20 protein-coding genes and 1 pseudogene are annotated in these 22,974 nt (G+C 59.4%); 19 read left to right on the top strand and 2 right to left on the bottom strand.

Annotated features, from left to right (window positions below):
- Positions 1 to 548: 548 nt before the first annotated feature.
- A complete protein-coding gene (locus MED193_RS07200) occupies positions 549 to 767 on the bottom strand; it encodes a DUF1127 domain-containing protein (RefSeq protein ID WP_009809027.1) in 219 nt (72 codons plus the stop codon).
- Between the two features lie 322 nt (positions 768 to 1,089).
- Between MED193_RS07200 and MED193_RS07195 the strand changes: the two genes are divergently transcribed.
- The 9 genes from MED193_RS07195 to murD all read left to right on the top strand — a co-directional run bounded on the left by MED193_RS07195 (position 1,090) and on the right by murD (position 12,627).
- The gene (locus MED193_RS07195; RefSeq protein WP_009809026.1) at positions 1,090 to 2,190 is read left to right on the top strand and encodes an Mrp/NBP35 family ATP-binding protein; all 1,101 of its coding nucleotides are present in this window, start codon (positions 1,090 to 1,092) and stop codon (positions 2,188 to 2,190) included.
- Positions 2,191 to 3,260: 1,070 nt separating this feature from the next.
- The gene (gene mraZ, locus MED193_RS07190; RefSeq protein WP_083790464.1) at positions 3,261 to 3,764 is read left to right on the top strand and encodes a division/cell wall cluster transcriptional repressor MraZ; all 504 of its coding nucleotides are present in this window, start codon (positions 3,261 to 3,263) and stop codon (positions 3,762 to 3,764) included.
- A gap of 3 nt (positions 3,765 to 3,767) precedes the next feature.
- A complete protein-coding gene (gene rsmH / locus MED193_RS07185; protein WP_009809024.1) occupies positions 3,768 to 4,760 on the top strand; it encodes a 16S rRNA (cytosine(1402)-N(4))-methyltransferase RsmH in 993 nt (330 codons plus the stop codon).
- A complete protein-coding gene (locus tag MED193_RS07180; protein ID WP_009809023.1) occupies positions 4,757 to 5,119 on the top strand; it encodes a cell division protein FtsL in 363 nt (120 codons plus the stop codon). The genes rsmH and MED193_RS07180 overlap by 4 nt, the downstream gene beginning before the upstream one ends.
- Positions 5,116 to 6,900 carry a penicillin-binding protein 2 gene (locus MED193_RS07175; protein WP_009809022.1) on the top strand — a complete coding sequence of 595 codons (1,785 nt, stop codon included), beginning with the start codon at positions 5,116 to 5,118 and terminating at the stop codon, positions 6,898 to 6,900. The genes MED193_RS07180 and MED193_RS07175 overlap by 4 nt, the downstream gene beginning before the upstream one ends.
- 44 nt (positions 6,901 to 6,944) lie before the next feature.
- Complete coding sequence (locus tag MED193_RS07170; RefSeq protein ID WP_009809021.1) at positions 6,945 to 8,444, top strand: UDP-N-acetylmuramoyl-L-alanyl-D-glutamate--2,6-diaminopimelate ligase; 1,500 nt, start codon at positions 6,945 to 6,947, stop codon at positions 8,442 to 8,444.
- Positions 8,441 to 9,850, top strand: a complete 1,410-nt coding sequence (gene murF, locus MED193_RS07165) for a UDP-N-acetylmuramoyl-tripeptide--D-alanyl-D-alanine ligase (protein WP_009809020.1) — start codon at positions 8,441 to 8,443, stop codon at positions 9,848 to 9,850. The genes MED193_RS07170 and murF overlap by 4 nt, the downstream gene beginning before the upstream one ends.
- A 36-nt stretch (positions 9,851 to 9,886) precedes the next feature.
- A complete protein-coding gene (mraY, locus tag MED193_RS07160; protein ID WP_009809019.1) occupies positions 9,887 to 10,969 on the top strand; it encodes a phospho-N-acetylmuramoyl-pentapeptide-transferase in 1,083 nt (360 codons plus the stop codon).
- A 260-nt stretch (positions 10,970 to 11,229) separates the two neighbouring features.
- Positions 11,230 to 12,627: a UDP-N-acetylmuramoyl-L-alanine--D-glutamate ligase gene (gene murD / locus MED193_RS07155; RefSeq protein WP_009809018.1), complete on the top strand. Its 1,398-nt coding sequence runs from the start codon at positions 11,230 to 11,232 to the stop codon at positions 12,625 to 12,627.
- A 91-nt stretch (positions 12,628 to 12,718) separates the two neighbouring features.
- On the opposite strand, the gene MED193_RS07150 is transcribed toward murD, so the two are convergent.
- Positions 12,719 to 13,900 (bottom strand): NAD(P)/FAD-dependent oxidoreductase, encoded by a 1,182-nt coding sequence (locus MED193_RS07150; protein WP_009809017.1) that lies wholly within the window; start codon positions 13,898 to 13,900, stop codon positions 12,719 to 12,721.
- A 174-nt stretch (positions 13,901 to 14,074) separates the two neighbouring features.
- Between MED193_RS07150 and ftsW the strand changes: the two genes are divergently transcribed.
- The 10 genes and pseudogenes from ftsW (at position 14,075) to MED193_RS07105 (ending at position 22,973) form a co-directional block, all read left to right on the top strand.
- Positions 14,075 to 15,244, top strand: coding sequence for a putative lipid II flippase FtsW (gene ftsW / locus MED193_RS07145; RefSeq protein WP_009809016.1), 1,170 nt, complete (start codon positions 14,075 to 14,077; stop codon positions 15,242 to 15,244).
- A gap of 75 nt (positions 15,245 to 15,319) precedes the next feature.
- Entirely contained in the window at positions 15,320 to 16,411 is a 1,092-nt protein-coding gene (locus MED193_RS07140; protein WP_009809015.1) for a UDP-N-acetylglucosamine--N-acetylmuramyl-(pentapeptide) pyrophosphoryl-undecaprenol N-acetylglucosamine transferase, read from the top strand.
- Positions 16,412 to 16,413: 2 nt separating this feature from the next.
- Positions 16,414 to 17,826: a UDP-N-acetylmuramate--L-alanine ligase gene (gene murC, locus MED193_RS07135; RefSeq protein ID WP_009809014.1), complete on the top strand. Its 1,413-nt coding sequence runs from the start codon at positions 16,414 to 16,416 to the stop codon at positions 17,824 to 17,826.
- A gap of 29 nt (positions 17,827 to 17,855) precedes the next feature.
- Positions 17,856 to 19,079 carry an APC family permease gene (locus tag MED193_RS07130; RefSeq protein ID WP_009809013.1) on the top strand — a complete coding sequence of 408 codons (1,224 nt, stop codon included), beginning with the start codon at positions 17,856 to 17,858 and terminating at the stop codon, positions 19,077 to 19,079.
- Positions 19,076 to 19,321 carry a DUF2484 family protein gene (locus MED193_RS07125; protein ID WP_009809012.1) on the top strand — a complete coding sequence of 82 codons (246 nt, stop codon included), beginning with the start codon at positions 19,076 to 19,078 and terminating at the stop codon, positions 19,319 to 19,321. The genes MED193_RS07130 and MED193_RS07125 overlap by 4 nt, the downstream gene beginning before the upstream one ends.
- A pseudogene (locus MED193_RS22555) lies at positions 19,318 to 19,586 on the top strand (DUF2484 family protein). The gene MED193_RS07125 and the pseudogene MED193_RS22555 overlap by 4 nt, the downstream one beginning before the upstream one ends.
- Positions 19,587 to 19,588: 2 nt before the next feature.
- Positions 19,589 to 19,882, top strand: a complete 294-nt coding sequence (locus MED193_RS07120) for a hypothetical protein (protein ID WP_009809010.1) — start codon at positions 19,589 to 19,591, stop codon at positions 19,880 to 19,882.
- A 2-nt stretch (positions 19,883 to 19,884) separates the two neighbouring features.
- Complete coding sequence (murB, locus tag MED193_RS07115; protein ID WP_009809009.1) at positions 19,885 to 20,829, top strand: UDP-N-acetylmuramate dehydrogenase; 945 nt, start codon at positions 19,885 to 19,887, stop codon at positions 20,827 to 20,829.
- 345 nt (positions 20,830 to 21,174) lie between these two features.
- Positions 21,175 to 22,095 carry a D-alanine--D-alanine ligase gene (locus MED193_RS07110; RefSeq protein ID WP_039965999.1) on the top strand — a complete coding sequence of 307 codons (921 nt, stop codon included), beginning with the start codon at positions 21,175 to 21,177 and terminating at the stop codon, positions 22,093 to 22,095.
- A complete protein-coding gene (locus MED193_RS07105; protein WP_009809006.1) occupies positions 22,083 to 22,973 on the top strand; it encodes a cell division protein FtsQ/DivIB in 891 nt (296 codons plus the stop codon). Before MED193_RS07110 ends, MED193_RS07105 begins: the two co-directional genes overlap by 13 nt.
- Position 22,974: the final 1 nt, after the last annotated feature.

Genomic DNA, 22,974 nt, shown 5'->3' with positions numbered 1-22,974 from the left:
CCGCCCTCCCTTTGCGAACGTTTTTATCCGACAGAGGCCGAAGCTCTTGTTGCCATATTGGCGGGCAGGTGGGCCCCGACCTCTCCAGGTGATCTTTTAGGATATTGTGTCAGGGCGAAGGCGCCTGCTGGGCCTTGAGGCTTTTGTGCGAGAATTCTTTGCGACGACCATTCTATACGCCGGGATGAGCGCCTCTCACTTTTTAATCAGAGCCTACGGCGACAAGTGATCAAATGCCTGCGCGCCTTTGATTGCGCAGCTGTGGGGAGGTGATCTTCCATTCGCGGAGGGCGCCACAAAAGGGCGCTTGAGAATTTGCTCTCGCAGGGAGGCGTTTAACTTGGGGGGGTAAAACAAGAAACGGCGGCGCCCAGGGAGGAGGAGGGGGCACCGCCGTTCATGACAACATCGGGATCAAGGGAGGAGGAGATCCAGATGTATTCTGTTCCGGCTTGGCCGGTATAGGGTGCGGTGACATCAGGGAGGAGGAGGATGCCACCGCGTAGGACAGGCTCTTTAGGGAGGAGGAGAAAAGAGCCTGATCTCTATTAGTTGTTCTCGTAGGCCGCCTGATAAGCGAGACGTTTAATCATCGAGCGGTTCAGACCCAGATCTGCCAGTTCGCGGCCCGAAAGCTCGGAGAGCTCATTGTAGGTCTCGCGGTAGAGGCGGTAACGAGCGAACTTTGTGCTCAGCTCGTCGAACCAGGCTGTTGGTAGGAACGAGAGTACAGACTTAGGTGTTGCGATTTGGTTTACAGCGGCCATCGGGTCTATCCTCTGAGTTCACTTGTTGTGGTGTGCCAGTATTGGCGTTGTTGAAATCAACAATAGTCGAATGCTGCAGGTGCACAATCCCTAAAGATAGCAATTCTGCTATGCGGCATTTGCATGGGTGGGTGGTACTTGTTTGTAAACAGGTTCTTTTTTAGGCGAAATTGTCTAATTCTGCTTTCCCTAACGGTAGCTTTCCGAATCCGACAGGTCGCTTTCCCTTGCGGAATGCTGTTGTGCAGCACAAGCTGCACCCTTCACCAAGGGGGCGTGCTGGGATAGGGGTGGCCACCAAGGTTGGGCGCTGGAGGTGAATATGTCCGTTACGCAGAACAAAGTGGAAGAGGCGCTGGAGCGCCTGGCCCTGCCGGATGGTGGGACCTTGATTTCGCGGGACATGATACGCGCCCTGACCCTGCAAGACGAGCCGGGTGAAAGCGGGCTCGCAAAGGTCAGCTTTGTCATAGAGGCACCGAGCCCGGCAATTGCGCAGCATATGGAGCCCTTGCGCCGTGCAGCTGAAGCCGCTGTCTTGGCACTGGAGGGCGTGGGATCTGCCTCGGTGGCCTTGACGGCTCATGGCCCTGCACCTGCTCCGGCGGGTGGCGCAGCTCCCAGTCTCAAAATTGGTGGGCACCCGAAGCCGCAGAGTGGTCCGATAAAGCCCAAGGGCGTTGCCCGTATTCTGGCAGTGGCCTCTGGTAAGGGGGGCGTGGGCAAATCCACAGTCAGCGCAAACCTGGCCGTGGCCCTATCGCGCCAGGGGCGGCGGGTCGGAGTGTTGGATGCAGATATATATGGCCCAAGCCAGCCGCGCATGATGGGGATCTCTGCGGCGCCCAGAAGCCCCGACGGGACGGTTATTGAGCCGCTGCGTGCCCATGGGGTGACTATGATGTCAATTGGTCTCATGGTGCCAGAGGACAAGGCTGTTGTCTGGCGGGGGCCAATGCTCATGGGTGCCTTGCAGCAGATGCTGGGTCAAGTGAATTGGGGTGAGCTGGATGTGCTCATTGTGGATCTGCCGCCCGGAACCGGCGATGTGCAGCTGACACTTTGTACCAAGAGTGAGTTAAGTGGCGCAATTGTGGTGAGCACGCCGCAGGACGTGGCCTTGATCGATGCTCGCAAGGCGCTGGATATGTTTAAGACGTTAAAGACGCCCGTTCTGGGCTTAATCGAGAATATGTCATTCTTTACCTGCCCGGATTGCGGCGGGGAGCACCATATCTTTGGCCATGGCGGCGTCGCTGCCGAGGCTCAGGCGCTAGGTCTGCCACTGTTGGGGGCCTTGCCCATTGATCTTGAAACCCGGTTGGCCGGGGATGCGGGAACTCCGGTGGCGTTGGGGGAGGGGGCGGCAGCGCAGGCCTATGCCCAAATCGCCAAGGGTCTTGTTGCGGGTGGAATGGCCTAGTCGCCGACCGTATTGACTTGCCACCCAGGTTCTCGTCGCGCCTGGGTGGGGCTCTAGGTGCCTTGGGCCTATGGCTGCGGTCTTCTCTCTGGTCGGGGCTCGGCAGCTCGGGGCTCTAACAGCTGGGCCAAGGCACAGTCTGTGCAGCGCGGCACTTATCGCGCTCTTCGGGGGGGTACCGACCTAAATCACCTATGCGCTTAATCATCCGTTCTGAGTGCAAAGGTCATCGGTCTGTAGGGGGCAATCGTCCATTTGGTCTTTAACCTTGCCGCCAGTGCTGGACCTGCTTGACGAAATTTCTCCACACTTTATTCGAATTCTAATAAATTTCTCCTCACGTAGAGGTGGGTGTCCGGGTGCTATCATGGGTTGATCTGGCGGCTTGTGAAGATGGCATGGGAAATTATGGGAGGAATGGGAATTCATGGTCCGATCTATGTTGGAGATCTGCTGTCAGCCTGCTGAAACCGGCATTTCGAATTCGAATCATTAGGTGAGTCCTGTGACGATTCTGGTTATCCACAGCATTATCCACAAGTATAGGGTGGAACATTGGGTGAACTGTTAATCTGCTGTTAACATTTTTGTCTCGGACTGGGATTTCATGGGCAAAAATGCCCAGTTTTTGACGCACCTTTTTTGCCTCTATATGTTGTGATCTTCCCTTCGAGCGTCGCAATTTGTGCCATTTATTGGCTGGTCTAGGGGGAAATTTTTCGTCCCGTTTTGGTCTCCGAGCTGGCTTTATGGAGTCTTTTCTGAATTGTGGGTTGTCAGGCCATGATTTCCCATAGTATCCCTTTCTCATCGGATGCAGCGGAGAGCAAATAGGGGCGCTAAAGACCCCAGCTCATAATAATAAGCAGGTTCATACAGGCCTTCACTTCATCCGAACACTGAGAGATCCGGCGCGCGGGCGAGCAGACATCCCCCCAGGTGGCGCGCGCAGTCGGACACCCCGCTAAGCGGGAATTAGGAGGCGAGTTGATCAGTGGCAGCAGATCAGCTCGCCTTCCTTAGTTTCTGGGGCAGACAACGCGCTAAAGGCGCAAATTGAGGGCGAGATCTTGGGCCGTAGGTTCAGAGGCGAAAGCCACCATAAGGTGGACACAAAGGGGCGGGTATCGATTCCGGCCTCCTTTCGTCGTGTGATCGAGGCCAGCGACCCGAATTGGAAATCTGGTGAAAGCCCCGAGTTGGTGATTGTCTATGGTGATCACCGTCGCAACTATCTTGAATGCTACACGATTGAGGCAATCGAGGAAGTCGACGCCAAGATTGATGCTTTGCCGCGCGGCTCGATGCAGCGCAAGATGCTGCAACGCATGTTCCACGGCCAGTCCTTCCCCACCACGATTGATGAAACCGGCCGCCTGGTTCTGCCCGCAAAGCTGCGCAATAAGGTTGGCCTGGAAAAAGAAGCCTTCTTTATGGCGGCAGGTGACACGTTCCAGATCTGGAAGCCCGAAACCTATGACGAAGAAGAACAGGCCCTTGCGGATAAATGGATGGATGAGCTGCCAGAGGGGTTTGATCCGCTGGAGTTCCTTGATGGCGCCGGAGGCGCATAGACTATGACGACGGACCGACCTACGCCCTCTGGTCCCCATGTCCCAGTTCTGCTGCGCCCACTGTTAAAAGCGGTGGCACCTGTTTCTGGTCGTTGGTTGGACGGTACCTTTGGCGCAGGGGGCTACACCCGTGGCCTGCTGGAGGCCGGAGCCGAGCAGGTGATTGGTGTGGACCGCGACCCGCTGGCCTTTGAACTGGCCCAGCCCTGGGCGGCAGATTATGGCGACCGTCTGGTGCTGCAGGAGGGCGTGTTTTCAAAGATGGATGAATACGCCCAGGATCTGGATGGCGTGGTGCTGGACCTCGGGGTCTCCTCCATGCAGTTGGATCTGGCCGAACGGGGCTTTTCCTTCATGCGTGATGGGCCGCTGGATATGCGCATGTCTCAGTCCGGGCCTTCGGCTGCGGATCTGGTGGCAGAACTGTCTGAGGTGCAATTGGCAGATATCCTGTTCCATTTTGGTGAAGAGCGCGCCAGCCGCCGTATTGCCAAATCCATCGTCAAGACCCGCGAATTGGAGCCGATCACCACAACGCTGCAACTGGCAAAATTGATTGAAGGTTGCCTGCCACGGGCAAAACCCGGCAAATCGCACCCGGCCACCCGCAGCTTTCAGGCTCTGCGCATTGCCGTCAACGCTGAATACGAAGAGCTGTTCAATGGGCTGCTTGCGGCAGAGCGGGCGTTGAAACCTGGCGGGTTGCTGGCGGTTGTCACTTTCCATTCGGTTGAGGATCGCATGGTCAAACGCTTTTTCCAGCATCGCGCCAATAAGACCGGGCGGGCCAATCGCTACGCGCCGGAAGTGGCGGAAATCCCCTCACAGTTTGAGCTGGTCACCCGCAAGGCGGTGGGTCCAGATGATGATGAGCTGGCGGAGAACCCCCGCTCGCGCTCGGCGCGGCTGCGGGTTGGGCGGCGCACAGATGCTGCACCTGTACCTATCAGCGCGAAAGATCTCAGCATGCCGCAACTGAAAGAGGGGCGTAAATGAAGTCTCTGCTTTATGTTGTCACGGCGCTGGCCGTTTTTGGTCTCGCCTTTTGGGCTTATCGTGAAAACTACGCCACCCAGCAGGTTCTGAAAGAGACCCGCAGCCTGCAACGCAATATTGGGGCCGCACAGGAACGTCTGAGCGTACTCAAGGCGGAATGGGCCTATCTCAACCGCCCAGACCGGTTGATCGAGCTGGCGGAGCTGAACTTTGAACGCCTGGGGTTGTTGCCCCTGCGCCCCGATCAGTTTGGTCGGGTGGATGAAGTCACCTACCCGCTGCAACCGGCGCTATTGATCACCGAAGGTGTGGATGTCTCGGGTTTGAATGCCACCAGCGGCCAGGAGGCAGGCCAATGATCCGCACGCCGCTTCGCCCGCTGGCCCGTATTCTGGATGCTCGCTCAAAAGGGGAAAATCCAGACGCCATCGAAAAAGAGAACATTCGTCAGCGCCACGACGATATGCAGGTGAAATCGCGCCAGCGTGCCGAGGGCCGTCTGCTGGTTCTAGGGGTGTTTTTTCTGTGTGCCTATGCAGCAGTAGCTGCGCGTATGGGGGTTATGGCGACCTCTGAACCGCGTGAGCCCGTGGCCAGTGTGGCGGGCAGCGCCATTGCCATGCAGCGCGCGGATATTGTGGACCGCCAGGGGCGTATTCTGGCGACCAATTTTGAAACGCATTCGCTTTATGTGCAGCCGCAACAACTGATTGATCCGCAAAATGCAGTGGACCGCCTGGTTGAGATTTTCCCAGATCTGGACCACGCCGACCTGTTGGCCAAATTCACCGGCGGGCGCAAGTTCCTTTGGATCAAAAAGAAAATCAGCCCCGAACAAAAGCAGGCGGTGCATGATATTGGCGATCCTGGCCTGCTGTTTGGCCCCCGCGAGATGCGGCTTTATCCCAATGGCTCTGTTGCGGCCCATGTTTTGGGCGGAGCGAGCTTTGGCAAGGAGGGTGTCAGCGCTGCCGAGGTGATTGGCGTGGCTGGGGTGGAAAAGCAGTTCGATGACTACCTGCGCAATCCCGCCAATGGCAGCGAGCCCCTGGCGCTGTCGCTGGATCTGACCGTGCAGGCGGCGGCGGAGCGGGTGTTGGATGGCGGCATGAAGCTGATGAGTGCCAAGGGTGCCACCTCGATTCTGATGGATGTCCACACCGGCGAGGTGATCTCGGTGGTCTCGCTGCCTGACTTTGATCCCAATGAACGCCCCGCGCCGCCCACCTCTGGCTTTGACCCATCCGTCAGCCCGCTGTTTAACCGCGCGGTACAAGGGGTATACGAACTGGGCTCGACCTTTAAGATTTTCACCGCGGCTCAGGCAGTGGATCTCGGCTTGGTGAACCCGCAGACGGTCATCGATACCCGTGGTCCGCTGCGCTGGGGGAAATTCTCGATTAAGGATTTCCGTAACTACGGCAATGAATTGTCGGTGACCGATATCATTGTGAAGTCCTCCAATATCGGTACTGCCCGTCTGGCCCAGCAAATTGGCGCTGAACGTCAGCAGGATTTCCTCACCGGTTTGGGAATGCTGGAGGCAACGCCTTTTGAGATCGTTGAGGCACAGGGCGGCAAACCCCTGTTGCCCAAGAACTGGTCGGAACTTTCGGCGATGACCATTTCTTATGGGCACGGGATTTCCACCACCCCCATGCATTTGGCTGCAGGCTATGCAGCTGTGGCAAATGGTGGGCGTTATGTCAGCCCGACAGTTCTAAAGCAGGATGGCCCTCAGCTGGGGCGCCGTATCATGTCCGAAGAATCCGCGTCAGCAGCCCGTACCATGCTGCGTCAGGTGGTGACCGAAGGCACCGCGAGCTTTGCCCGCGTGCCCGGCTATCAGGTCGGCGGTAAGACCGGCACCGCCGACAAGCCCAAGCCGCGCGGTGGGTATTATGAGGACAAGGTGATCGCCACCTTTGCTTCGATCTTTCCAGCCCATGATCCCAAATATGTACTGGTGGTGACACTGGATGAACCCTCAGTGATTGCCCACGGTGAAGAGCGCCGAACAGCGGGCTGGACCGCCGTTCCGGTGGCTGCAGAAATGATCGGGCGTTTGGCACCGCTGTTGGGGCTCAGACCACAAGTTGAACCCACCGAGGTGACTGGTATAACCCTCACTTCAAACTGACCCCGGTGAGTAATCCCGGGCCTAATCCCTGGTGAGGGCCGCAGATGCGCAGCAACCCCGACGATACTTCTGATCTCCGCCCCCTTAGCGAGCTGGGCCTCACCGCCCGTGGCGGCGCAGATCCATTGATTTCAGGCCTCGCTGTCGACAGCCGACGTGCGGCTGATGGAGCGCTTTTTGCCGCTTTGCCGGGCAGTCAGGTGCATGGGGCTAAATTTATCCCGGCGGCACTGGAGCAGGGCGCTGTGGCGATTTTGACCGATGCCGCTGGCGCCAAGATTGCGGCGCAACCGCTCGAAGAAAGCCATGCTGCCCTGGTGATTGTTGAAGACCCGCGTCAGGCTCTGGCCTATGCCGCTGCGCTGTGGTTTGGCGCCCAGCCGCAGACCATGGTTGCAGTGACGGGCACCAATGGCAAAACCTCGGTGGCGACCTTTGTGCGCCAGATTTGGTGTGCCCTGGGCCATGAGGCCGTGAACCTTGGCACCACCGGGATTGAAGGCGCCTGGAGTCATCCGCTGGCCCATACCACCCCTGAGCCGATCACGCTGCACCGCGCCCTGGCCAAGGCCGCAGAGGCCGGTGTCACCCATGCGGCGATGGAGGCCTCGTCCCATGGGCTGGACCAATGCCGCCTGGATGGGGTGCAGCTGGCGGCTGCGGGGTTTACCAATTTCACCCAGGATCATTTGGACTATCACGAGACATTTGAGGCCTATTTTGCCGCCAAAGCGGGGCTGTTCCGCCGGGTTCTGCCCGAGGATGGCGTGGCGGTGATCAATATGAACGACTCGCGCGGGGCTGAGATGCGCGCGGTGGCGGCAGCTCGTGGGCAAGAGGTGATCAGCATCGGACGGGGCTTGGGTGATATCAGCCTCACGGGGCTGCGCTATGATGACACCGGGCAGGACCTGCGCTTCAATTGGCACGATCAACCCTATCAGAAACGGCTGAACCTCATCGGTGGCTTTCAGGCTGAAAATGTGCTTCTGGCTTGCGGCCTGGTGATTGCCGGTGGTGAAGACCCGGCAGCGGTCTTTGACACCCTGCCGCAGCTGACCACGGTGCGGGGCCGCATGGAACATGCCGCAACCCGCGACAATGGCGCCTCGGTTTTTGTCGATTACGCCCATACGCCGGATGCGGTGGCCACCGCGATAAAGGCGCTGCGCCCGCATGTGTTAGGACGGCTGGTTGCTATCGTCGGCGCGGGTGGTGATCGAGACGCCACCAAACGCCCCTTGATGGGGCGGGCGGCGCAGGAAAATGCGGATGTTGTCATTGTCACCGACGACAACCCACGCTCCGAAGATCCTGCCGTGATCCGCGCCGCCGTCAGGGGCGGTGCCCCGGATGCGCTGGAGGTTGGCGATCGGGCCGAGGCAATCCTGCGCGGGGTCGACATGTTGAGCACAGGGGATGCTTTGCTGATCTGCGGCAAGGGTCACGAGAGCGGCCAGGTGGTTGGCACGGATGTCTTGCCCTTCGATGATGTAGAGCAGGCCAGCATGGCCGTGGCCGTTTTGGATGGAAAAGCAATATGAGCGCGCTTTGGACAGCGGCAGAGGCCGCAACGGCGACCGGAGGTGAGGCCACTGGCGACTGGAAGGTTTCAGGAATCTCCATTGATACCCGTACCTTGCAGCCTGGGGATCTCTTCGTCGCGCTAAAGGCGGCCCGTGATGGCCATGATTTTGTCGCCCAGGCGTTGGACAAGGGGGCCGGCGCCGCCCTGGTGACCCACCGCCCGGACGGCGTGGCTGCGGATGCGCCTTTGCTGATTGTTGAGGATGTGCAGGCTGCGCTTGAAGGTTTGGGGCAGGTGGCCCGAGCGCGCACCCAGGCCAAGGTGATCGCGATCACCGGCTCGGTCGGCAAAACCTCAACCAAGGAAATGCTGGCCTGCATGCTGGCAGATCAGGGGCGCACCCATGCCGCCGTGGCCAGCTACAACAATCATTGGGGCGTGCCGCTGACGCTGGCGCGGATGCCGCGTGACACGGAGTTTGCGGTGATCGAGATCGGCATGAACCACCCCGGCGAGATCGCTCCGCTGGCCCGGCAGGCCCGCCCGCATGTCGCCATGGTGACAACGGTAGCCGCCGTGCATCTGGAGGCCTTTGAGGATGTGGCAGGCATCGCCCGCGAAAAGGCTGCGATTATGGAGGGCCTGGAACCCGGCGGTGTCGCGGTGCTGAACGCAGACATCGACGAGGCGCAGGTTCTGGCGGCTGAGGCTCAGGGACTTGGCGTTGCCCATCAGTGGTTTGGTGAGAGCGCAACAGAGTATAAATTGCTGAGCACTAAAATCAGTGGGGAGGCCACCCTGGCAGAAGTGCGCTGTGGCCCGGAGCAAATGCAGCTCACCATTCAGTCGCTGGGCGCACATTTTGCTATGAACGCACTGGGCGCGCTGGCCTGTGTTGCCGCTGCCGGGGCGGATGTGCAGCGGGCCGCGCAGGTTCTGTCGCTTTGGTCACCGGTACAGGGGCGCGGCGCGCGTGTTGAGGTCGCCATGGAGGGCGGCAAACTGCTGCTTCTTGATGACAGCTACAACGCCAATCCGACCTCTATGGCGGCGGCGCTGGCAGTGCTGGCGGCAACGCCGGATCTGGGAGCTGATGCGGGTGTCAAGGGGCGTAAGATTGCCTATCTTGGTGACATGGGCGAGTTGGGTCCGCAGGAAGTAGCCCTGCATGCGGGGCTTGCTGATCTGGCAGCGCTGGAGACCATAGACACCATTCACTGTATTGGCCCGCTGATGGCACATCTGCATCAGGCTCTGCCTGCGGCGCAGCGCGGTTTTCACTACGCAACCTCTGCGGATGTGCTGCCAGATTTACCCTCACAGCTGGGCTGTGGCGATATTGTGCTGGCCAAGGGTTCATTGAGTGCCGGGCTGTCCAAGATCGTTGACGGCATCCGGGATTTGGGTCATGGCAGGCGCTAATTCTGAAACCAAACTAAAGGCGAGGATCAATCCGAGATGCTCTATTGGCTGACAGCCCTGTCGGATGGCGGCGATTTTTTCAACCTGTTCCGCTATATCACCTTCCGGGCAGGGGGCGCCTTCATGACGGCGCTTCTGTTTGGCTTTCTGTTTGGCAAGCCGCTGATCAATGTGCTGCGCCGTAAGCAGGGCAAGGGGCAGCCAATCCGCGATGACGGACCTGAGGGGCATTTTACCAAGGCGGGTACCCCCACCATGGGGGGGTTGCTCATCGTTGGGGCGCTGCTGACGGCGACCCTGATCTGGGCACGGCTAGACAATCCGTTTGTCTGGCTGGTGCTTTTTGTGACGCTCTCTTTTGCGCTGATTGGCTTTGCGGATGATTATGCAAAGGTATCCAAGCAGAATACCGCTGGAGTTTCTGGCAAGGTGCGGCTGCTGTTGGGGATCCTGATCGCCGTCATTGCGGCGCTCTGTGCACGGGCCTTTCACCCTGAGGCGCTTCAGAATCAACTGGCGCTGCCCGTTTTCAAGGACACATTGATCAATCTGGGCTATTTCTACGTGCCCTTTGTGATCTGCGTTATCGTGGGCTCTGCCAATGCAGTGAACCTGACCGATGGTCTGGATGGTCTGGCGATCATGCCGGTTATGATCGCGGCGGGAACCCTGGGCGTGATTGCCTATGCGGTGGGCCGGGTCGATTTTACCGAATATCTGGATGTGCACTATGTACCGGGCACTGGCGAGATCCTGATCTTTGCCGCCGCGCTGTTTGGTGGGGGCTTGGGCTTTTTGTGGTACAATGCGCCACCCGCTGCGGTCTTTATGGGCGACACTGGCTCGCTGGCCCTGGGCGGCGCTTTGGGGGCGATTGCGGTGGTCACCAAACACGAGCTGGTCTGGGCCATCGTGGGGGGATTGTTTGTGTTGGAGGCCCTGTCGGTGATTATTCAGGTGCTTTACTTTAAGCGCACCGGACGGCGGGTGTTCCTGATGGCGCCCATCCATCACCACTACGAGAAAAAGGGATGGGCCGAACCCACAATCGTGATCCGGTTCTGGATCATCGCGCTGATCCTCGCGATGATTGGTTTGGCTACGCTGAAAGTGCGCTAATCTCAGATCCTGTCCCGATATGGGCTGTAAAATCTAAGACGAAGAAGGCGGCCTTGGCCGCCTTTTTTGGTGCCGCTGTTGGGGGGGGCGCGCGCGCGCCAGCAAAGAGGACTTGCGCCATTTTTGCGAGGCTTTGCCTCTCTGCTAAGTGTGGGGGGCAGAGGCCTGGCGGCCTCAGCGGTCGCGCCTGAGGGGCCTTGCAAGTGGAGAAGCTGCGGTGCACTGTGCGGCGCAAATTTGATCAAAGAATGAGGTGGGCGATGATCCCGGTTCAAGGGTTTGAAGGCGCAAACGTCGCCGTTCTGGGGCTGGGCCGGTCTGGGCTTGCCACGGCGCGGGCGCTTTTGGCGGGGGGGGCCACACCGATCTGTTGGGATGATCAGCTCCAGGCGCGGGAAACAGCCGAAGCGGAGGGATTTGAACTGCGCGATCTGCACCGCCAGGGGGCCTTTGATGATATCGCGGCTCTGGTGACCTCACCTGGGATCCCGCATTTGTATCCGCAGCCAAATCCTGTGATCCGCGCAGCGCTAGAGGTCGGCGTGCCAGTGGATAATGACATTGGGTTGTTCTTTGCGTCTTTGCCTGCGCAGGGGTGGGACATGCTGGATCAGCCGCCCAAGGTGGTGGCGATCACCGGGTCCAACGGAAAATCTACCACGGTGGCGCTGCTGCATCACATTTTGGAAAGCGTGGGCCGTGACAGCCAGATGGCGGGCAATATCGGCCGGGGGGTGCTGGATATCGACCCGCCCGGAGAGGCGGGCGTCGTGGTGTTGGAGCTGTCGAGCTATCAGACCGAACTGGCCCGCGCTCTGACCCCGGATGTCGCAATCCTGACCAATCTTTCGCCGGATCATCTGGACCGGCATGCGGGGCTTGGGGGGTATTTCGCCGCCAAACGCAGGCTCTTTGCTGAGGGCGGGCCGGATCGGGCCATCATTGGCGTTGATGAGGACGAAGGCCTGTTTCTGGCCGGGCAGATGTCGCAGGCGGCCAGCGATGACAGGGTGATCCGGGTGGCCTCGGGGCGCAAATTGACCGGGCCTGGCTGGCAGGTCTTTGCCCGCAAGGGCTTTTTGAGCGAGATGCGTAAGGGGCGTCAGGTGGCCTCGATTGATCTGCGCCAGATGACTGGTCTGCCTGGTGCGCATAATCATCAAAATGCCTGTGCCGCCTATGCGGCAGCTAGGGTGCTGGGGCTGGCGCCGCGGGTCATCGAGGCCGCGCTGGCGACCTACCCCGGCCTGCCGCACCGCAGCCAGACCGTGGCGGAGGTGGCAGGTGTCCGCTATGTCAATGACAGTAAGGCGACCAATTTGGACAGCGCCATCAAGGCTTTGAGCGCCTTCAAGAATATTCGCTGGATCTGTGGCGGATTAGAGAAAGAAGGAGGGCTCGGGGCTTTGACTGGTCAGACTGGAGCCGTGCGCAAGGCCTATGTGATTGGGCGTGAAGCTGCAGGCTTTGCGATGCAGCTAGATGTGGAAGCGGAGGTCTGCACCACAATGGAGCGGGCGGTTGCCTGCGCCGTGGCAGAGGCGGAACCAGGAGATGTGGTGCTTTTGGCTCCGGCGGCGGCGAGTTTTGATCAATACGACAATTTTGAGCAGCGCGGTGATGACTTCATCGCTGAAGTGACGGCTCAGTTGGGCTGATGTCAGTTGGGATTACCCCGGTATTCAAGGGTATATTGAGGTAAGGGGCTCGGGTTCACCGAAACGGAAATTCCGCAGGGGCTTTGGGAAATCACGTGCCAGCGGCGATTGCGCGACCTGCCGCATGGCCAGAGGCCCAGGCCCATTGGAAATTATAGCCACCCAACCAGCCGGTGACATCAACGGCCTCGCCGATTGCATAGAGGCCAGGCTGGGATTTGGCCTGCATGGTTTTGGAGGAGAGCGCATCGGTGTCGATGCCGCCAAGGGTGACTTCGGCGGTACGATACCCCTCGGAACCGCCGGGGGTGAGAGGCCAATTTTGCAGGGCGTTGCACAGGTCCTGCAGGGCGGCGTCAGACTGATCTGCCAACCGACCCGTGATGGCGAGTTCCGTGGCCAGAAACTCCACCAGTCGACTGGGTAGATGGCGGGCGATCTCATTTGTCAGGGCACGGCGGCCCTGGCTTTGGCGCTGGTCGCGCAACAGGGTGAACAGATCTGTCTGCGGGATTAGGTTGACGCTGATGTCTTCGCCCTCATGCCAATAAGAGGAGAGCTGCAACACCGCGGGGCCAGAGAGACCACGATGGGTGAACAAAAGCGCCTCATCAAAACTGGTCCGCGCATTGGAGAGGCGCACGGGCAGCGCCGTGCCGGCTAAGGTGGCAAAGCGCCCCTCGGGGAAGGTGAAGGGCACCAGACCGGGCCGGGTGTCAATCAGCGGCAGGTCGAATTGGCGGGCGATATCATAGGCGAGGCCGGTTGCACCCATCTTGGGGATGCTTTTTCCGCCAGTGGCCAGGACGAGGTTCTTGCAACGGACCTTTTGCGGCTTGCCTTCGCGCAGCAGGGTCAGCTGGTATTGGCCGTCTTCATACTGCACGGTTTCAAGAGAGGTCAGTAGCCAGAGCTGGGCGCCCGCTTTTGTTAGTTCTTCCACCAGCATAGCGACGATTTGTTTGGCAGATCCATCACAAAACAACTGGCCAAGAGTCTTTTCGTGCCAGGTGATGCCGTATTGGTCGACCAGCGAGATAAAGTCCCATTGTGTATAGCGGGCCAGGGCGGATTTGCAGAAATGCGGGTTCTGCGACAGGTAGTTTTCCGGGGTGACGTCCAGATTGGTAAAATTGCTGCGCCCGCCGCCGGAGATGCGGATTTTCTCACCCGGGGATTTAGCGTGGTCTACCACCAGGCAATCGCCACCCGCATGGGCCGCGCACATCATGCCAGCAGCGCCAGCGCCGAGAATCACAGTGTTTGTAAACATGGAGTGCATCCAACATGGATGCGGCAATGGCGCAAGGGGGGCATGTCAGCCTGGGGGCTGCGAAAACCTGCTGCCTGGCCATCAATAGGCTGGCCTGAGAGCTGGTTTGCGGTTACTCTGACTGCAATGACCCCAAAATGGGGCTGATTTTGAGGCAAAACTGGCGGTAATCCCATGACTGAGATGGTCTATGGAGCGGTTCCTGTACCCACAGGTGAGCCGATCCTTCCAAAATGGTGGCGGACTTTGGACAAATGGTCCATGTCCTGCATTCTGGCGCTCTTTGTGTTGGGCCTGCTGTTGGGGCTGGCGGCCTCGGTGCCCTTGGCTGAGCGCAACGGGTTCGATAATTTTCACTATGTACAGCGACAGGCGATCTTTGGCTGCACGGCGTTGATGGCGATGATCTTGACCTCGATGATGTCACCGCAGTTGGTGCGCCGTCTGGCGGTGATCGGCTTTGCCTGTGCTTTCTTGGCCTTGGCGCTGCTGCCTATTTTGGGCACTGATTTTGGCAAAGGAGCCGTGCGCTGGTATTCGCTGGGATTTGCCTCCTTGCAGCCCTCTGAGTTTTTGAAACCCGGCTTTGTCGTGGTTGCCGCCTGGATGATTTCGTCCAGTCAACAGATCAATGGCCCGCCTGGTACCTTGATTTCCTTTGGGATTTGCATTGCGGTGGTGATGATGCTGGTGCTCCAGCCCGATTTTGGTCAGGCCTGTCTAATCCTGTTTGGCTGGGGCGTGATGTATTTTGTGGCTGGCGCGCCGATGTTGCTTTTGGTGGGGATGGCCTGCGTTGTGGTGCTGGGTGGTATCGTTGCCTATTCCAATTCTGAACATTTTGCCCGTCGGATTGATGGCTTCTTGAACCCAGAAATCGATCCCACCACTCAGATGGGCTATGCCACCAATGCGATCCGCGAAGGCGGGTTGTTTGGTGTCGGTGTCGGCGAAGGACAGGTAAAGTGGTCACTGCCCGATGCCCATACGGATTTCATTGTGGCGGTCGCCGCCGAAGAATATGGCCTGATCTTGGTTCTGGTGTTGATTGGGCTCTATGCCATGGTGGTTGTGCGCTCCTTGTTTCGGCTGATGCGTGAACGCGATACCTTCATTCGTTTGGCCGGTACTGGCCTGGTGTGCATGTTTGGCGTGCAGGCCATGATCAACATGGGTGTCGCGGTGCGGCTCCTGCCGGCCAAGGGCATGACCCTGCCTTTTGTCAGCTACGGCGGGTCTTCGCTGATTGCGGGCGGGATTGCTCTGGGCATGCTCTTGTCTTTTACCCGCGCAAGGCCGCAGGGTGAGATCGCCGATTTCCTGCGTGGCCGCGGGCGCGGCTGAGCCCACAGATCAACATGCGTTGCCCCTAATCGCGCTAAGGCGGGGGGCAGACACAAGCAAAGAAGCGCAATTGAAATGACACAGAAACTGCTCTTGATGGCGGCCGGTGGCACCGGTGGACATATGTTTCCCGCCCAGGCTCTGGCCGAGGCGATGTTGCGCAAAGGCTGGCGGGTCAAACTGTCAACGGATGCGCGCGGTGCCCGCTACACCGGGGGCTTTCCCCATACCACCGAGATCACCGAGGTGTCTTCGGCCACCTTTGCCCGCGGCGGTCTGCTGGCCAAGGCCATGGTCGCGCCCAAGATTGCTGGCGGTATCCTCTCCATGGCTTGGCAGATGCGCCGGGATCGCCCCGATGCGGTGATTGGCTTTGGCGGCTACCCCTCGATCCCGGCCCTGGGCGCGTCGACCCTGCTGAAACTGCCCCGGATGATCCACGAGCAAAACGGCGTTTTGGGACGGGTCAACCAGCTGTTCTCGACGCGGGTGTCTGGCGTCGCCTGTGGCACCTGGCCTACAGATCTTCCTGATACCGTACCCCATGAACATGTGGGCAATCCGGTGCGCGGCGCGGTGCTGGAGCGGGCCGGGGCAGGCTATATATCCCCGGGGGATTACCCGATGTCGATCCTGGTGATGGGCGGCAGCCAGGGCGCACGTATTCTGTCGGATGTGGTGCCTGCAGCCATTGCAGCCTTGCCCGAGGAAATCCGTCAATACTTGCGCGTCTCGCATCAGGCCCGCGAAGAAGATATGGCACGGGTCACTGAATTCTATGAAACACATGGCATTTCTGCCGATGTGCAGCCCTTCTTCCATGATGTACCGGCGCGCATGTCCGAGGCCCAGCTGGTGATTTCGCGCGCGGGGGCTTCTTCGGTTGCGGATATTTCGGTGATTGGGCGGCCATCGATCTTGGTGCCTTATGCGGCGGCAACGGCGGACCACCAAACAGCCAACGCGCGCGGGCTGGTGGATGCGGGCGGTGCCATTCTTATTCCCGAAAGCGCTCTTGACGTGGCTGCCATGTCGGCGCAAATCGAGGCAGTTTTGAGTAACCCGCAGGCGGCACAGCAGATGTCGCTTGCCGCATTAAGCGCCGGTGTTCCCGACGCCACCGAACGTTTGGTGGCCCTGGTCGAGCAATTGGCAGAGGAAGGATAAATATGACCCCAGCAACCAAACTGCCCGGTGATGTAGGCCCGATCCATTTTGTTGGCATTGGCGGCATCGGTATGTCCGGCATCGCCGAGGTGCTGCTGAACCTGGGCTATGTGGTGCAGGGCTCGGATTTGAAATCCTCCAAGATCACCCAGCGGCTGGAAAAACTGGGCGCGCTGGTCTTTGAAGGACAGCAGGCCGCAAACCTGACCGAGGCCGAGGTCGTGGTGATTTCCTCTGCCATCAAACCGGGCAATCCCGAGTTGGACGAGGCCCGCCGTCGGGGCCTGCCGGTGGTGCGCCGGGCCGAGATGCTGGCCGAGCTGATGCGGCTCAAATCCAATATCGCCATTGGCGGCACCCATGGCAAAACCACCACCACAACCATGATGGCAGAGCTCATGGTGGCGGGCAAATTTGACCCTACTGTTGTCAACGGCGGCATTATCCATGCCTATGGATCGAATGCCCGCATGGGGCAGGGCGAATGGATGGTGGTGGAGGCCGACGAGAGCGACGGCACCTTTAATCGCCTGCCTGCGACCATTGCGGTGGTGACCAATATTGACCCCGAGCACATGGAGCATTGGGGGGATTTTGACAGGCTGCGGGATGGCTTTCACGAGTTTGTCTCTAATATTCCCTTTTACGGCGTGGCAGTCTGTTGCTCCGATCACGCCGAGGTGCAGGCCCTGGTGGGGCGGATCACCGATCGCCGCGTTGTCACCTATGGGTTCAATGCTCAGGCCGATGTGCGTGCGACCAATCTCACCTATAAGGCTGGTGTGGCGCATTTTGACATCCATCTGCAGGCCGAGGGTCAGGTGATCGAGGGATGTAGCCTGCCGATGCCAGGGGATCACAACGTTTCCAACGCCCTGTCAGCAGTGGCTGTGGCCCGGCATCTGGGGATGAACACCAATGAGATCCGCGAGGCCCTGGCCAATTTTGGCGGCGTCAATCGCCGCTTTACCAAGGTCGGTGAAGTGGACGGCGTCACCATAATCGACGACTATGGCCATCACCCGGTTGAGATTGCCGCGGTGCTGAAAGCTGCGCGCCAAGCCATTGCCGATACGCCGGGCGCGCGGGTCATCGCCGTGCATCAGCCCCATCGCTATTCGCGCCTGTCAGATCTGTTTGAAGATTTCTGCGCCTGTTTCAACGAGGCCGACGTGGTTGCCATCGCCGAAGTCTTTGCAGCCGGTGAGGATCCTATTTCTGGTGCCAGCCGCGATGATCTGGTGGCCGGCATGATCCGTCATGGCCATCGTCATGCCCGCGCCCTTTTGGATGAGGATGATCTGGAGCGCCTGGTGCGCGAACAGGCGCGCCCCGGTGATATGGTGGTCTGCCTTGGGGCTGGGACAATCAGCGCCTGGGCCAATGGCCTGCCGGAGCGTTTGCAAAAGAAATGATCCACCAATAGAGCCAAAGGAATTCCCCCATGAGCCAGTCCAGCAGCGAACACCTGAAGCGTCGTATCGGATTAGGTCTTTTGACCGCCTATGGGATTGGCGTCATGGTGGGGGCGGGGATTTATGTTCTGGTGGGGGCAGTCGCGGGGGAGGCCGGAGTTTTGGCGCCGCTGGCCTTTTTGCTGGCCGGGGTGATCGCAGCGCCAACGGCGCTGTCCTACGCTGAATTTTCCTCGCGCCTGCCAGAGGCAGCAGGGGAAGCCGCCTATGTGGGGCAGGGGTTCAACTCCAAGAATTTTGCCGTTTTTGTCGGGCTGGCGGTGGTGCTGGCCGGGACCGTCTCTGCCGGGGCGGTGCTGCGCGGGGGCGCGGGCTATTTTGCGGCTGCCACAGGGCTGGGCTCGGAGATTGCCATCGTGGCCATGGGGCTGGCGTTGATCCTGGTTGCCATTGTCGGCGTGCTCGAGAGCTTTGCCCTGGTGGCAGTCTTTACCCTGATCGAGGTTCTGGGCCTGGCGCTGGTGGTCTGGGCGGGGTTTTCCACCTCCGCCAGCCCGGATTGGCTTGCCGCCCCGGTGCTGACTGAGGCCCTCGTGACGCCGGGGGTCGCCACCGGCATCGCCTTTGGTGCGGTACTGGCCTTTTTTGCGTTCATTGGGTTTGAAGACATCGTCAATATGGCCGAAGAAGTGCGCGATCCAACCCGCGTTTTGCCCAAGGCGATTGTACTCTCGCTGGCTGTGACCTCGGTGATCTACGCGCTGGTGTGCTGGGCAGCGGTGCGCACGGTTTCGCTGGAGGCACTGGCCGGATCACAGAGCCCGCTGGCGCTGGTCTGGCAGCAGTCGCAGGGGGGCAATGCGCGCTTTTTGTCAGCGATTGCGGTTTTTGCGGCTTTGAACGGGGTGTTGGCGCAGATCGTCATGGCCTCGCGGGTGCTCTATGGGTTGGGCGGACGGACAACCGGCTTGGCCGCCTTTCGCCATGCGCATCCGCGCTTTGGCACCCCGGTGCGTGCCACAGTGATGATTGGTGTGGCGGTTCTGGTTGCCGCCTATTGGCTGCCGGTCGCGCGATTGGCGGAGGCCACATCAACGACACTGCTCTCTGTCTTTGTCTTGGTGAACCTGGCTCTCATTCTTCAAAAGCGCCGCCAGCCCGAGGCACCGTTTCAGGTGCCAATGGCGGTTCCTGTGGTGGGGCTGCTGCTGTCGCTTCTGGCGCTTGCCACCGCTATCGGGGGCTGGATGTGAGCCTGATCGCTGGAATTTTGTGGGTTCTGGCCACCACGGCGGTGGCGATGCTGCCGGTTGAACGGCACTTTGTGCCGGGTCGCATCCTGCTGTTTCTGGCACCGGTGCTGTTGATCTGGATGGGGATCGAGCTCGGCTGGCTGGCGGTGGCCTTTGGCCTGTTTGCTGTCGGGTCGATGTATCGGCGCCCAATCAAGTATTACTGGGGGAAATGGCGGTCGCCAAAGGAGGGGCCACAATGACACTGTCGCTGACGCTGGCCGCCGTCTGGGCCTTGGTGGCCAATCTTTTGCGATCCTGCCGAGCCAGGACAATCACTGGCGTCGCGCCTATGTCTTGATTGCCTTGGGCATTCCGCTACTTGGATATGTGGTTTATGAAAACGGCCCCTGGTGGGGGCTGGGCGTGCTCTGCGCGGGGATGAGTGTGCTGCGTTGGCCGGTGGTCTATCTGGGGCGCTGGTTACGCAGGTTAGGGGCGTCGACTTTCGGCGGTAAAGGTAACTAATCATGTTTTGGTTGGCTTTGCCTCTGGTCGCCGCCGCAGTGCTTGGACTGGTGGGCAAGCTCCGTTGGTTCCTTGCCATTTTCGCCGGAGCAACGCTCATTTTGGCTGGGATTGGGCTTTACGATTACGACGCTACGGTTTTACCAAGCTTTGAAACTGGTGGAGGGGGCGATGGGACCGGAATAGGATTTGCCTTTGCCGGTGCTTTCCTAGCTGTGACTTGGCTTGCAACTTTGCTTTGCTTCTGCTTTTGCCTGATGATCAATAAACTCTTACGTTTGCGGGACTGGCTATAAATATGTCTGAACTCAAAACCAAAACTATGCCATCCGTACGCGGCAGATTGACCGAGAACCGCAGTTTGTCGGATTTGACCTGGTTACGGGTTGGCGGTGCGGCTGACTATTTGTTTCAGCCCGCTGATGTTGAGGATCTGCGGCACTTCCTGGCTGAACTTCCTGCCGAAGTGGTTGTGTTTCCTATGGGTGTTGGCTCAAACCTTATTGTGCGAGATGGGGGCTTGCGGGCGGTGGTGGTCCGCCTTGGGCGCGGCTTCAATGCGATCGAGACAAACGGCAATCAGGTCACTGCCGGAGCGGCGGCGCTGGATGCTCATGTGGCGCGTAAGGCGGCGGACGCGGGGCTCGACCTCACGTTCCTGCGTACAATTCCGGGCTCCATTGGTGGAGCGGTGCGAATGAATGCTGGCTGCTATGGCTCCTATATTGCGGATCACTTTGTCTCTGCCCAGATTGTCACACGCCAGGGGGAGCTACGCCAGATCACGGCAGAGGAGCTCCAATTCCAGTATCGTCAGACCGCCCTGCCAGAGGGCGCGGTGCTGGTTTCAGCCTGCCTGAGGGCCGAGGTTGCAGAGCCCGAGGCGCTGCATGCCCGGATGGAGGCACAGCTGAAAAAGCGGGATGAAACCCAGCCCACCAAGGAACGTTCCGCTGGGTCGACCTTCCGCAACCCAGCGGGGTTTTCCTCAACAGGGCGCGCGGATGACGTTCAAGATCTGAAGGCCTGGAAGGTGATTGATGACGCCGGGCTGCGCGGCGCGCGCATTGGTGGCGCACAGATGAGTGAGAAGCACTCAAATTTCATGATCAATACCGGTGGCGCAACTGCCGCAGATCTCGAAACTTTGGGCGAAGATGTCAGAAAAAAGGTTTACGCCAATTCCGGCATAGAGCTACAGTGGGAAATCATGAGGGTCGGAGAACCCCTGTTAGAGCAGTAAGATAAACGTCGAGATATCTGGAAACACGTCACCTTTTCAAATCACTATGGGTTTGATTTGGGACTTATGGTTGTTTTGGCGTGACAGCAGGCAGGCACGATCTTAAGCATGGTAAAGGTGATGTTAATAAGTCGCTAAGACTTGTGGCGTTATGATGGCATTTGCCGATCCCACGCTTTGCGGCGCGGGTTTTCCCTTTTGGGGGCCTAGGCAGCCCGCAGACGGGATCTATTCCGGGGCTTTCGCCCTGGCAGACTACGGGCAACGACCCGATGACGATGTGGGCCAGTTTTTAGAAGGCTCCAATAACCAAGGGCATAAGCCCGATTAATTTGAGGCGCTATCGTGGGTGAGTCGAGCAGAGCACTCCCGAAAGTGGCGGTACTACTGGGCGGACCTTCGGCTGAGCGTGAGGTCTCTTTGTCCAGTGGGCGTGAATGCGCAGCCGCACTACGGGGCGAAGGATATGAAGTTGTAGAGCTGGACGCCGGTCCGGACCTCTATGTGCAGCTGACGGCCATCAAGCCAGATGTGGTTTTTAATGCCCTGCATGGTCGTTGGGGTGAGGATGGATGTGTGCAGGGGTTGTTGGAATGGATGGGGCTTCCCTATACGCATTCCGGTGTTCTGGCCTCAGCCTTGGCAATGGACAAGCAGCGCAGCAAGATGGTGTTCCATGAGGCGGGATTACCGATCATGGAAAGCGGCCTTTATGACAAGGACGCGGTGATGGCAGATCACGTCATGGCGCCGCCCTATGTGGTAAAGCCCAATAACGAAGGCTCCAGTGTTGGTATTTATCTGGTGCATGAGGCTGCAAATGGTCCGCCGCAACTGTCGCCTGAAATGCCACAGGAGGTCTTGGTTGAGGCCTTCGCTCCGGGGCGTGAGTTGAGCGTTTCGGTGCTGGGAGATCGGGCGCTTGCGGTGACCGATATTCTGACCGATGGCTGGTATGATTATGACGCCAAGTATAAGCCCGGTGGGTCGCGCCATGTGATCCCGGCGGAAATTCCAGTTGAAATTCGCGATCTCTGCCTCGATTACGCGCTGCGAGCCCATCGCGCCCTGGGATGTCGTGGCTTGAGCCGCACCGATATACGCTGGGATGAGAGTAAGGGGGCTGACGGGTTGATCCTGCTGGAGACTAACAATCAACCCGGCATGACGCCGACCTCATTGGCGCCTGAACAGGCGGCACATTGTGGCCTATCGTTTGGCGCGCTCTGTGCCTGGTTGGTCGAGGAGGCATCATGCGGACGTTAAAGGATCGGATCACGCGCAAAAACAACCAGGCTGATCCAGCGCCATCGCGCCTCAAGTATCGTTTGCAACGCTGGATGCTGACGCCAGGCATTCGCTTTGGCCTGAGGTTTGGCCTGCCCCTGTGTTTGATGCTCGCGGCTGGCGGTGCCTTTTTGGCGGACGAGACGCGACGAGCCATGGTGAGCGATCACCTTGCAGCGCTGCGCGCCACCATCGAAGAGCGACCAGAGTTCATGGTCAATGTCATGGTGGTGGACGGGGCAGGTGCCACGGTCGCACAGGATGTGCGCGAAGTTGTGCCACTCGACTTCCCCGTGAGTTCCTTTGATTTGGACCTGGCGCAGATCCGTATTCAGGTAGAAAGCCTGGCGCCTGTAAAGACTGCAAATGTGCGTATTCGCCCTGGTGGCGTATTGCAAATTGATGTGCAGGAGCGCAGCCCGGCGATGATTTGGCGCAACCACCAAGGGCTGGCCTTGCTCGATGAAACTGGCGCCCATGTGGCAGAGCTGGGCCGGCGCGCCATGCATCCAGACCTGCCGTTGATTGCAGGAGGCGCTGCGAACCTGGTGGCGCCGGAGGCCCTTGAGCTGATTGCCACGGCACGTCCATTGGGCGAGCGGCTGCGGGGGTTGGTACGGATTGGTGAGCGCCGTTGGGATGTGGTTCTGGACCGGGGGCAACGCATAATGTTGCCGCAAGATGGGCCAGTCCAGGCGCTTGAACGGGTGATTGTGGTGAGCGAAGTACAGGATCTTCTGGAACGCGACGTCGCAGTGGTGGATATGCGGATTGCGGCGCGGCCGACAGTTCGAATGACGGAGAATGCAGTGGAAAACTGGTGGCGCATCAGAGAATTGAACGAGGGTGGGTTGTAGG

The sequence above is a fragment of the Roseobacter sp. MED193 genome (genome assembly GCF_000152965.1).
GTDB lineage: Bacteria > Pseudomonadota > Alphaproteobacteria > Rhodobacterales > Rhodobacteraceae > Pseudophaeobacter.
Note: the sequence above shows the minus strand (reverse complement) of the source record. Positions and strands in the feature narration are given on the sequence as shown.